Source organism: Burkholderia lata, assembly GCF_000012945.1.
GTDB lineage: Bacteria > Pseudomonadota > Gammaproteobacteria > Burkholderiales > Burkholderiaceae > Burkholderia > Burkholderia lata.
This window is the reverse complement of sequence record NC_007510.1, coordinates 291,501-303,582: the sequence shown is the minus strand read 5'-3', so window position 1 is coordinate 303,582 and position 12,082 is coordinate 291,501. Positions and strand designations below refer to the sequence as shown.

The 12,082-nt window shown below is 57.6% G+C and carries 4 protein-coding genes, 6 tRNA genes and 3 rRNA genes; all 13 read right to left on the bottom strand.

What is annotated here, in order from left to right:
- Positions 1-46 precede the first annotated feature (46 nt).
- Complete coding sequence (gene nusG / locus BCEP18194_RS07270) at positions 47-604, bottom strand: transcription termination/antitermination protein NusG (protein WP_006400672.1); 558 nt, start codon at positions 602-604, stop codon at positions 47-49.
- A 1-nt stretch (position 605) separates the two neighbouring features.
- Positions 606-986 carry a preprotein translocase subunit SecE gene (secE, locus tag BCEP18194_RS07265; RefSeq protein WP_006482892.1) on the bottom strand — a complete coding sequence of 127 codons (381 nt, stop codon included), beginning with the start codon at positions 984-986 and terminating at the stop codon, positions 606-608.
- 43 nt (positions 987-1,029) lie between these two features.
- A tRNA-Trp gene (locus BCEP18194_RS07260) sits at positions 1,030-1,105 on the bottom strand.
- A gap of 59 nt (positions 1,106-1,164) precedes the next feature.
- The gene (gene tuf / locus BCEP18194_RS07255; protein WP_011350666.1) at positions 1,165-2,355 is read right to left on the bottom strand and encodes an elongation factor Tu; all 1,191 of its coding nucleotides are present in this window, start codon (positions 2,353-2,355) and stop codon (positions 1,165-1,167) included.
- A 66-nt stretch (positions 2,356-2,421) separates the two neighbouring features.
- A tRNA-Thr gene (locus tag BCEP18194_RS07250) sits at positions 2,422-2,496 on the bottom strand.
- A 24-nt stretch (positions 2,497-2,520) separates the two neighbouring features.
- Positions 2,521-2,594: transfer RNA gene (locus BCEP18194_RS07245), tRNA-Gly, on the bottom strand.
- A 44-nt stretch (positions 2,595-2,638) separates the two neighbouring features.
- Positions 2,639-2,724, bottom strand: a tRNA-Tyr gene (locus BCEP18194_RS07240).
- 2,309 nt (positions 2,725-5,033) lie between these two features.
- Positions 5,034-5,146: ribosomal RNA gene (gene rrf, locus BCEP18194_RS07235) — 5S ribosomal RNA — on the bottom strand.
- 131 nt (positions 5,147-5,277) lie between these two features.
- A 23S ribosomal RNA gene (locus BCEP18194_RS07230) occupies positions 5,278-8,159 on the bottom strand.
- A gap of 293 nt (positions 8,160-8,452) precedes the next feature.
- A tRNA-Ala gene (locus tag BCEP18194_RS07225) sits at positions 8,453-8,528 on the bottom strand.
- Between the two features lie 41 nt (positions 8,529-8,569).
- Positions 8,570-8,646, bottom strand: a tRNA-Ile gene (locus tag BCEP18194_RS07220).
- Between the two features lie 64 nt (positions 8,647-8,710).
- Positions 8,711-10,243 (bottom strand): 16S ribosomal RNA (locus tag BCEP18194_RS07215).
- Together the 16S, 23S and 5S rRNA genes with 2 tRNA genes alongside form the textbook arrangement of a ribosomal RNA operon.
- 567 nt (positions 10,244-10,810) lie before the next feature.
- Entirely contained in the window at positions 10,811-12,082 is a 1,272-nt protein-coding gene (locus tag BCEP18194_RS07210; protein WP_011350664.1) for an SGNH/GDSL hydrolase family protein, read from the bottom strand.

Here is a 12,082-nt window from a genome sequence, read left to right as displayed (position 1 = left end):
CCGTAAGCGCGAAGGTGGGCAGCCGAGGCTGCCCACCGAATCGGGATCAAACTTTTTCGACCTGGCCGAACTCGAGTTCGACCGGGGTGGATCGACCAAAGATGGTGACCGACACACGCACGCGCGATTTTTCGTAGTTGACTTCTTCGACGGTGCCATTGAAGTCCGTGAACGGGCCTTCCTTGACACGCACCATCTCGCCGACTTCGAACAGGGTCTTCGGGCGCGGCTTCTCAACGCCTTCCTGCATCTGCGACATGATCTTCTCGACTTCCTTCGGGGAAATCGGGGTCGGGCGGTTACGTGCACCGCCGACGAAACCGGTGACCTTCGCGGTGTTCTTCACGAGGTGCCACGTTTCGTCCGTCATTTCCATCTCAACCAGCACGTAGCCGGGGAAGAAACGACGCTCGGTTACTGCCTTGTGGCCGCCTTTGACTTCGACCACTTCTTCGGTCGGGACCAGGATCTGACCGAATTTGTCCTGCATGCCAGCACGTTCAATGCGCTCCTGAAGCGCACGTTGCACGCTCTTCTCCATACCGGAGTAGGCGTGCACGACGTACCAACGCTTTCCGCTCGGGGATGCCGGAGTATCGCTCATATCATTTCCAACCCAGAATCGCCGAGAAAATCACCCATTCGATCGATTTGTCACTCAACCAGAGGAAAATCGCCATCACGAGCACGAAACCGAACACGACGAGTGTGGTTTGCGTTGCTTCCTTGCGGGTGGGCCAAACGACCTTGCGGACTTCCTTGTACGAATCCTTGGCAAAGGCGATGAGGCTCTTGCCAGGTGCGGACATCAGCCCGACGGCCACGCCGGCGATGATACCTACCGCCAACGCGGCACCGCGGACATACCACTGCTGATTGGCCAGCCAGAAGAAGCCCACGAATCCGGCCAAGACCAACAATACGCCCAGGGCCAGCATCAGCTTATCGCCGGAGGTATTTACAGTTTCGACGGATGGATTCGCCATAACACCTTAAAACAAATGCCACGTAGGACACGTGGCTATTTTTTGGCAGGGGCAGAGGGAATCGAACCCCCAACCTTCGGTTTTGGAGACCGACGCTCTGCCAGTTGAGCTATACCCCTAAACCATGCTGGGGCCGGCTGTTGCCAGCCCCAAAACTGTCGATCAACGAATAACTGGCTTACTCGATGATCTTGGCGACGACGCCGGCGCCGACCGTACGGCCGCCTTCGCGGATTGCGAAGCGCAGACCTTCTTCCATCGCGATCGGTGCAATCAGCTTCACCGTGATCGACACGTTGTCGCCCGGCATCACCATTTCCTTGTCCTTCGGCAGCTCGATCGAGCCCGTCACGTCCGTCGTACGGAAGTAGAACTGCGGACGGTAGTTGTTGAAGAACGGCGTGTGGCGGCCGCCTTCGTCCTTGCTCAGCACGTACACTTCAGCCGTGAAGTGCGTGTGCGGCGTGATCGAACCCGGCTTCGCCAGAACCTGGCCACGCTCCACGTCTTCACGCTTCGTGCCGCGCAGCAGGATACCAACGTTGTCGCCTGCTTGACCTTGGTCCAGCAGCTTGCGGAACATTTCAACGCCCGTGCAGGTCGTCTTCACCGTCGGCTTGATACCGACGATTTCGATTTCTTCGCCGACCTTCACGATGCCGCGCTCAACGCGACCCGTCACGACCGTACCACGGCCCGAGATCGAGAACACGTCTTCCACCGGCATCAGGAACGCGCCGTCAACTGCACGCTCCGGCGTCGGGATGTACGTGTCCAGCGCGTCGGCCAGGCTCATGATCGCCACTTCGCCCAGCTCGCCCGTGTCGCCTTCCAGCGCCAGCTTGGCCGAACCCTTCACGATCGGCGTGTCGTCGCCCGGGAAGTCGTACTTCGACAGGAGTTCGCGAACTTCCATCTCGACCAGCTCGAGCAGTTCAGCGTCGTCCACCATGTCGCACTTGTTCAGGAACACGATGATGTACGGAACGCCAACCTGACGCGCCAGCAGGATGTGCTCACGCGTCTGCGGCATCGGGCCGTCAGCTGCCGAGCAAACCAGGATCGCGCCGTCCATCTGCGCTGCGCCCGTGATCATGTTCTTCACATAGTCAGCGTGGCCCGGGCAGTCGACGTGTGCGTAGTGGCGGTTAGCCGTTTCGTACTCGACGTGCGCCGTGTTGATCGTGATGCCGCGCGCCTTTTCTTCCGGTGCCGCGTCGATCTGGTCGTATGCCTTCGCTTCGCCGCCGAACTTCTTCGTCAGAACCGTCGTGATCGCTGCCGTCAGCGTCGTCTTGCCGTGGTCAACGTGACCAATCGTACCAACGTTCACGTGCGGCTTGGTCCGCTCGAATTTACCCTTGGCCATTTTCGACTCCCAAAAGGAATTTCACAGGTTGCGCCGCGCGCAAACAAGACACTGACTTTGTACTGCTGGTGCCCATGGGCAGGATCGAACTGCCGACCTCTCCCTTACCAAGGGAGTGCTCTACCACTGAGCCACATGGGCGCTTTACGCTTCAACTTCGCGGTCTGGAGCGGGTGAAGGGAATCGAACCCTCGTCGTAAGCTTGGAAGGCTTCTGCTCTACCATTGAGCTACACCCGCACGGGCCACAAACGATTCCTTACCGCTCACTGCGCTGATAATCTTGGTGGAGGAGGTTGGATTCGAACCAACGTAGGCGTAAGCCAACAGATTTACAGTCTGCCCCCTTTAGCCACTCGGGCACCCCTCCGTAGAGAACTGACGATTATGGGGGTGCATCGCACATCTGTCAAGCACATCCGGAAGATTATTTTCGCTCTCTTCCCGACACCCGCTTGACCACCGATCTCCCGCCCTTGCCCGGCTAAGGCAAGTATGGGTGCTACCGATCAGTGCCACATCTTCGTCAGACTCCGCCCTCAACGTCGATCTGCATCTACGCTGAAAACGAAAGACCGCCATCATACGACCTCTTTCGCACTCTGCCAAGCGGGTAAACGAAAAATTTCCGCAAATTTCGTGCCGGGCGGATTCGTTGATCAATCCCCGATACTTTGCGCGATGCCGCCTCCGATCTCACGGTTGTCTGGCCGGACCTGCAGGCGATATAGATGGCAAGGCTTTCGGGTGTTTTCCGGCAGCTGCTTCGGGCCATCCGGCCGGCCGCCGACCGGAAATCATGGGCGCGACACCAACCTTTGCCGACTGAAGCGACAGGCGCGATGCCATCGCGGGACTGTCCGCCTCCGGTTCGGATCCTCATGCGCCGGCTTGCCGTTGCGATGACCTTCACGGCTTTGACCGCGCGTGCCGCCGGTCCGTCGAACGCCCGGTATCGCCCGAGCACGATCACCAGAATCCGCCAGCTGGCGCTGGCTGACAGCCACGCTCCAGGACGCCCGGCGGCAGCCGCAGTGCTCACCGCATATGACCGACTGAAGCCCCCACTAGATGCCGGCTGCCTCGGTGCCGTGCGCATCGGTTCTGCTGGGCCTCCCCGTTGAGCCAAGATGCGATCGCCTATGCGTGGCCGCTCAACGAGGTGTCCATGTAATCTCGCCTGCGCCGGCGATAACGCACCAGAGCGTGAGTCCGGCGGACCGGCGAGCATCGACCCATTACAGCCATTGCTCGGCGACTATATGCGGCCCCGCCCGAGCCTGCCCCGCAGGCTTGTCGAAGCGATCTCGGCGAACATTCTGCAATGTGCCGCCCACTGCATCTCGCCATCAAGCGGACGGACACCAGTATCTGGTCGGCCTGTCGCAGCGAGTCCGCGGCATACACACGACATCCTGCGTGCCCGTACGATGCTCGCCTCATGCAGCTGAACATCAATACCTGCGCAGGGTTCGACGCCGGCGCGTTTTCCGCTCCGCATCCATCCGACGGCACCGGAAAGCTGGCGTTCGACATCCGGTCTTCAGTACCTACTGCTCGCTCCCGGCGTTGGTCGTGCTCACCCGAGATCAAGGCCGGAACACGGCGCGCTGGTTTTCGCCCATCGATGGCTCCGCACTCCGAGATCCGAGTACCGCAAGCACGGCGCGATCGACCGGCGTCGACGTCGGCGGCACACACTTCGCGTTCAATGAACGAAGGGCGAGACTGCTTTGGCGGCACGGCTTATTCACTCATCGAAGAAATCTAGGTGTTGCGCGACGGGCGGCCCGTGCTCGTCAAAAGCAACGGCGCGGATTTCTGATGCTATCCGGTCGATGAACTCGCGGACGTGCGGTTTGCGCGACACGCCGCTTCTTTCGAACCGACTGATTACGCGTGCCCGTATCTTCGCGTGGGTCAGCTTGAGCGAAGATGCAATGAATTGAGGCCCCAAAAGCTCTGAATGGCTACACGATGTCATCCTAGGCGCAATCCGTCTTCACTCGCTCGATGGGTAGCAGTCTTTCAGCGCTCGTGGCTAGAACACGCCCAAACGCCCGATTGAGGTGACCCGTTGCCCGGGTCATGTTGGCGCTTCACGCAGTGACGGAGGCCGCGAAACATGCTCAATAGGCACGGAATTGCAATGGTGACTTTAGGCCAAGGATGAGCTCAATACGCCGCTGAACGACGTCCGATAGTCGGCAATCGAGGAGTCGACGATGCCACATCGGACCAGAGCCCGCGACGCTCAAATCTACGTCGAGAGGTAGTCAGGTATGCGATGGAGACGCTACTCGACCTGGCCGTCATCGTCGTGAACAGCAGGAGGGCGGATGTTTGAATGTGGGTTTCGGCCAGCGCCAGCCACGAGTGCGGGGCCAGCTCGATCGGCTTGATCAGTGGCGCAGAGCTGTCGACCGCTCGAGAACAATGGAGGCCCGAGTCGACGCATTCGCCGCTTCGGCTCCAGCCAGATTGATGTGGAGCGCAGCGAAACGCACCTAAATATTTGCGTGGCGGCGGTGCCGCGGATTGCTCGAGAACCGCAGGTGCCTGGATCGGCGCATTCGGCGCCCCAGCTCCAGCCTGGCCGTCCGTCCCGATCGTTAGTGCATTTCTGCCGCGCCAATGCAAAAACCCCCGCCTTTCGGGCGGGGGTTCTCGGCTTAGGGAGCCTGACGATTACCTACTTTCACACGGGAATCCGCACTATCATCGGCGTAGAGTCGTTTCACGGTCCTGTTCGGGATGGGAAGGGGTGGGACCGACTCGCTATGGTCATCAGGCAAAAGGGGTTGTTGTGCTGGCTTCGCAGCACAACCAATCTTGGAAGAAGCAGTAATTTTGAGTTGTGTGTATCACACACGAGAATCAACCAGTCCGACGCGCTGTGTTCAGCGCGAGACAGACTTGTTATAGGATCAAGCCTTACGGGCAATTAGTATCAGTTAGCTGAACGCATTACTGCGCTTACACACCTGACCTATCAACGTCCTGGTCTCGAACGACCCTTCAAGGGGATCTAGTCCCCAGGGATATCTCATCTTAAGGCGAGTTTCCCGCTTAGATGCTTTCAGCGGTTATCTCTTCCGAACATAGCTACCCGGCGATGCCACTGGCGTGACAACCGGTACACCAGAGGTTCGTCCACTCCGGTCCTCTCGTACTAGGAGCAGCCCCCTTCAAATATCCAACGCCCACGGCAGATAGGGACCAAACTGTCTCACGACGTTTTAAACCCAGCTCACGTACCTCTTTAAATGGCGAACAGCCATACCCTTGGGACCGGCTACAGCCCCAGGATGAGATGAGCCGACATCGAGGTGCCAAACACCGCCGTCGATATGAACTCTTGGGCGGTATCAGCCTGTTATCCCCAGAGTACCTTTTATCCGTTGAGCGATGGCCCTTCCATACAGAACCACCGGATCACTATGACCTGCTTTCGCACCTGCTCGACTTGTCGGTCTCGCAGTTAAGCACGCTTATGCCATTGCACTATCAGCACGATTTCCGACCGTACCTAGCGTACCTTCGTACTCCTCCGTTACGCTTTGGGAGGAGACCGCCCCAGTCAAACTGCCTACCATGCACTGTCCCCGACCCGGATCACGGGCCAAGGTTAGAACTTCAAACAAACCAGGGTGGTATTTCAAGGACGGCTCCACCGAAACTAGCGTTCCGGTTTCATAGCCTCCCACCTATCCTACACAGATCGGTTCAAAGTCCAATGCAAAGCTACAGTAAAGGTTCATGGGGTCTTTCCGTCTAGCCGCGGGTAGATTGCATCATCACAAACACTTCAACTTCGCTGAGTCTCGGGAGGAGACAGTGTGGCCATCGTTACGCCATTCGTGCAGGTCGGAACTTACCCGACAAGGAATTTCGCTACCTTAGGACCGTTATAGTTACGGCCGCCGTTTACCGGGACTTCAATCAAGAGCTTGCACCCCATCATTTAATCTTCCGGCACCGGGCAGGCGTCACACCCTATACGTCCACTTTCGTGTTTGCAGAGTGCTGTGTTTTTATTAAACAGTCGCAGCCACCAGTTTATTGCAACCCCTTCACCCTTTGCCCGCAGGGGCATCAAGCTACAAGGGCGTACCTTATCCCGAAGTTACGGTACCAATTTGCCGAGTTCCTTCTCCCGAGTTCTCTCAAGCGCCTTAGAATACTCATCTCGCCCACCTGTGTCGGTTTGCGGTACGGTCATCATTAGACTGAAGCTTAGAGGCTTTTCTTGGAACCACTTCCAATTGCTTCGCTCCCTAAGGAGCTCGCGCCACACCCTTGAATTCCGCGCCCGGATTTGCCTAAGCGCCTTCTCCAATGCAGCGACCGGGACTTCCAACACCCGGACAACCTTCCGCGATCCGTCCCCCCATCGCATCTAACAATGGTGCAGGAATATTGACCTGCTTCCCATCAGCTACGCATTTCTGCCTCGCCTTAGGGGCCGACTCACCCTACGCCGATGAACGTTGCGTAGGAAACCTTGGGCTTACGGCGAGGGGGCCTTTCACCCCCTTTATCGCTACTCATGTCAGCATTCGCACTTCTGATACCTCCAGCATCCCTTCCGAGACACCTTCGCAGGCTTACAGAACGCTCTCCTACCATGCGTGCAAAGCACGCATCCGCAGCTTCGGTATATAGCTTAGCCCCGTTACATCTTCCGCGCAGGACGACTCGATCAGTGAGCTATTACGCTTTCTTTAAAGGGTGGCTGCTTCTAAGCCAACCTCCTGACTGTTTTAGCCTTCCCACTTCGTTTCCCACTTAGCTATATTTGGGGACCTTAGCTGGCGGTCTGGGTTGTTTCCCTCTTGACACCGGACGTTAGCACCCGATGTCTGTCTCCCGTGATTGCACTCTTCGGTATTCGGAGTTTGCTATGGCGGGGTAATCTGCAATAGACCCCCCAACCATGACAGTGCTCTACCCCCGAAGGTGAGACACGAGGCACTACCTAAATAGTTTTCGGAGAGAACCAGCTATTTCCAAGTTTGTTTAGCCTTTCACCCCTATCCACAGCTCATCCCCTAACTTTTCAACGTTAGTGGGTTCGGACCTCCAGTACGTGTTACCGCACCTTCATCCTGGCCATGGATAGATCACTTGGTTTCGGGTCTACGCCCAGCAACTGAACGCCCTATTCGGACTCGCTTTCGCTACGCCTGCCCTATACGGTTAAGCTTGCTACTGAACGTAAGTCGCTGACCCATTATACAAAAGGTACGCCGTCACCCCTTACGAGGCTCCGACTGTTTGTATGCATGCGGTTTCAGGATCTATTTCACTCCCCTCCCGGGGTTCTTTTCGCCTTTCCCTCACGGTACTGGTTCACTATCGGTCGATCACGAGTATTTAGCCTTGGAGGATGGTCCCCCCATCTTCAGACAGGATTTCACGTGTCCCGCCCTACTTGTCGTACACTTAGTTCTTTCATACTGTTTTCGCCTACAGGGCTATCACCTGCTATGGCCGCACTTTCCAGAGCGTTCGGCTAACAATACAAATAAAGAGTACAAGGCTCATCCCATTTCGCTCGCCACTACTTTGGGAATCTCGGTTGATTTCTTTTCCTGCGGTTACTTAGATGTTTCAGTTCACCGCGTTCGCTTCACATGGCCTATGTATTCAGCCATGGATACTCCAAAAGGAGTGGGTTTCCCCATTCGGACATCTACGGATCAAAGCTTGTTTGCCAGCTCCCCGTAGCTTTTCGCAGGCTACCGCGTCCTTCATCGCCTGTGATCGCCAAGGCATCCACCACATGCACTTGTTCGCTTGACCCTATAACGAGTCTGTCTCTCGACAGTCGTTACAGGTTGAGTTCTCGCATTTGTGCCGTATTCCAATTGAGTCAAACATAGAGTTCGAATCATCTTGAGATACATCGATACAATCACAACCCGGATAGTTTTCACGTCCATCTCATAGACGCTTCCGCTATCCAAATTACTTACTTCTTCCAGATTGTTAAAGAACGACAGCCGATATGGTTTTATTCATATCATCTGACTGGCTCAATCGCCAATGCAAAATTCTCGGTTCAGTGTCTGAACCAAGCCCTTAGCGTTGGTGATTGGTGGAGGCAGACGGGATCGAACCGACGACCCCCTGCTTGCAAAGCAGGTGCTCTCCCAGCTGAGCTATGCCCCCATGTACAGATATTCCTCAGGGTGTACCGCCAGTCAAGACGGTGGTGGGTCTGGTTGGATTCGAACCAACGACCCCCGCCTTATCAAGACGGTGCTCTAACCGACTGAGCTACAGACCCCTGAGTCTGTCTTTAAATTTACAGCCGATAAGCGTGAGCGCTCAACTTTGCGAGATAGCTCTGGAAAGGAGGTGATCCAGCCGCACCTTCCGATACGGCTACCTTGTTACGACTTCACCCCAGTCATGAATCCTACCGTGGTGACCGTCCTCCTTGCGGTTAGACTAGCCACTTCTGGTAAAACCCACTCCCATGGTGTGACGGGCGGTGTGTACAAGACCCGGGAACGTATTCACCGCGGCATGCTGATCCGCGATTACTAGCGATTCCAGCTTCATGCACTCGAGTTGCAGAGTGCAATCCGGACTACGATCGGTTTTCTGGGATTAGCTCCCCCTCGCGGGTTGGCAACCCTCTGTTCCGACCATTGTATGACGTGTGAAGCCCTACCCATAAGGGCCATGAGGACTTGACGTCATCCCCACCTTCCTCCGGTTTGTCACCGGCAGTCTCCTTAGAGTGCTCTTGCGTAGCAACTAAGGACAAGGGTTGCGCTCGTTGCGGGACTTAACCCAACATCTCACGACACGAGCTGACGACAGCCATGCAGCACCTGTGCGCCGGTTCTCTTTCGAGCACTCCCACCTCTCAGCGGGATTCCGACCATGTCAAGGGTAGGTAAGGTTTTTCGCGTTGCATCGAATTAATCCACATCATCCACCGCTTGTGCGGGTCCCCGTCAATTCCTTTGAGTTTTAATCTTGCGACCGTACTCCCCAGGCGGTCAACTTCACGCGTTAGCTACGTTACTAAGGAAATGAATCCCCAACAACTAGTTGACATCGTTTAGGGCGTGGACTACCAGGGTATCTAATCCTGTTTGCTCCCCACGCTTTCGTGCATGAGCGTCAGTATTGGCCCAGGGGGCTGCCTTCGCCATCGGTATTCCTCCACATCTCTACGCATTTCACTGCTACACGTGGAATTCTACCCCCCTCTGCCATACTCTAGCCTGCCAGTCACCAATGCAGTTCCCAGGTTGAGCCCGGGGATTTCACATCGGTCTTAGCAAACCGCCTGCGCACGCTTTACGCCCAGTAATTCCGATTAACGCTCGCACCCTACGTATTACCGCGGCTGCTGGCACGTAGTTAGCCGGTGCTTATTCTTCCGGTACCGTCATCCCCCGACTGTATTAGAGCCAAGGATTTCTTTCCGGACAAAAGTGCTTTACAACCCGAAGGCCTTCTTCACACACGCGGCATTGCTGGATCAGGCTTTCGCCCATTGTCCAAAATTCCCCACTGCTGCCTCCCGTAGGAGTCTGGGCCGTGTCTCAGTCCCAGTGTGGCTGGTCGTCCTCTCAGACCAGCTACTGATCGTCGCCTTGGTAGGCCTTTACCCCACCAACTAGCTAATCAGCCATCGGCCAACCCTATAGCGCGAGGCCCGAAGGTCCCCCGCTTTCATCCGTAGATCGTATGCGGTATTAATCCGGCTTTCGCCGGGCTATCCCCCACTACAGGACATGTTCCGATGTATTACTCACCCGTTCGCCACTCGCCACCAGGTGCAAGCACCCGTGCTGCCGTTCGACTTGCATGTGTAAGGCATGCCGCCAGCGTTCAATCTGAGCCAGGATCAAACTCTTCAGTTTAAACCTGTTACTGTTTTCGGTTCAGTTAAGAACCGGTCGCTCACTCAAAGCTGACAGGTAAATGAATTACTTCATAAACCTGACTTACTTTAGTGTGAGACTCTTGATACTTTCGCTATCTGATCCGAGGATCAGCTCGCTTCCATCAAGCGCCCACACTTATCGGCTGTTAATTTTTAAAGAGCGTTTCTGCGAGGAACTTCGCGTTTCTCAGCAGCGCTGCGTTTTCAGCAGCAGAGAAGCGAGATTATGAACCGTGTTTCGCATTTCGTCAACAACTTTTTTCACTACATCGTTGCGACTGCGGGGCTCAACTTCCAGGCCGGTTGCGCGCTCCAGACTCCAGCACACCGCCAACCCTGCTTCCCTCTTCCGCGCCGTGTTTCCGTTAGCGCGAAAGAGGCGTGATTCTAAGCACCCGTCCCCAACTACGCAAGCCCCTTTGTGAAAAAAGTTTGAAAAAGCCCCCGTGCGCTGACGCGCACGGGGGCTTGGGGTACGACGGGCCGCGTGACGCTGCTGACATCCCGGTCGCCGGCAACACTTCCCTCTATATATAGAGGTGCGTCACTTGCCGCCTACGGCAGCCTGCAGTTGCTCGACCGGCACCGCGTCGGCCATCGCCGCGTAGCCGGCGTCGCTCGGGTGAATGCCGTCGCCGCTATCGTAGCGACGCTGCAGCACACTCGGGCGCGCCGGATCGCGCAGCACCGCATCGAAGTCGACCACACCGTCGAACCCGCTACCGCTCCGGATCCACCGGTTCACCTCAAGCCGGATCGCTTCGCGCCCCGCCGGCAGCCCGGCCGGTGTCAGCGTCGCACCGAAAACCTTCACACCCTGACGATGCGCTGCTTCGATCAGCCGGCGGTAGCCGTCGATCAGCGATGCAGCGGTGACCTGCGTATGCGGGTGGTCACAATCGAGCCCCGCGCGCGGCGGCATCGCCGCGAAGTTGATGTCATTGATCCCGATCAGCACGATCGCCGCCTTCACACCCGCGCGCGACAGCGCATCGCGCTCGAACCGCGACGCCAGCGACGTGCCGTAGCACGCAGAATCGCTAAGCAGCCGGTTCCCGCTGATACCAAGATTCGTGACGCCGATCGACTCCACGCCCGAGGCGGTCAGCCGACGCGCCAATGCGTCCGGCCAACGGTGGTTCCGGTTCACGCTCGAGCGCAGCCCATCGGTGATCGAATCGCCGATCGCGGCAACGCTGGCGTGCGCGGCCCCGGCCTCGACCGCGAGCTCGGTCACCCATGCATATTGGGTAAAGCGGGTGCGGAACGCGGCCGCACCCGGATCATTCACGTGATCGCCCGGTGCAGACACATAGTTGAACTGGTTCGACACGCGGTGCCAGACCGTCATCCGCTGGTTCGGTCCCATCTGGAGGTTGATCGCGTACGGCCGCCCGGCCGTCACGTCGATCGCCACCGGATCGCTTTCAAGTTCCTGGCCCGGCCCAAGCGTCACCGAAGCCTTGCCGCCGAACCGGACCGGCGCCGCCACACCGCCGGCAAGTGCCGCCCCTTCGCCGGCGCGCGCGAGGCTCGCCGCCTCGACGATCAGCGGCGTACGGCCATATGCATTACTGACGCGGATCCGCGCGGCGCGCCCCGACACAGTCGGGTAGACGATCTGGCGTACGGCTCGCCCGGACACGTCGGGTGCGCGATAAAGCGGCGGCGGTGCGGCAAGGTCGGGAATCGGCTGCAGCGCGGTCGCCCACGCGGCAACCCATCCGGCCGGCGCGGCCGAGGCCGACGCCGCAAGCGGCGATACAAGGACAACCGCACCCAGCACGGCCGCGGCGATACTGCTTCGGAATGACAT

Coding starts and splice junctions, on each gene's coding strand:
- nusG (WP_006400672.1), bottom strand. CDS start 604: ATGAGCGATACTCCGGCATCCCCGAGCGGAAAGCGTTGGTACGTCGTG.
- secE (WP_006482892.1), bottom strand. CDS start 986: ATGGCGAATCCATCCGTCGAAACTGTAAATACCTCCGGCGATAAGCTG.
- tuf (WP_011350666.1), bottom strand. CDS start 2,355: ATGGCCAAGGGTAAATTCGAGCGGACCAAGCCGCACGTGAACGTTGGT.
- BCEP18194_RS07210 (WP_011350664.1), bottom strand. CDS start 12,082: ATGTCATTCCGAAGCAGTATCGCCGCGGCCGTGCTGGGTGCGGTTGTC.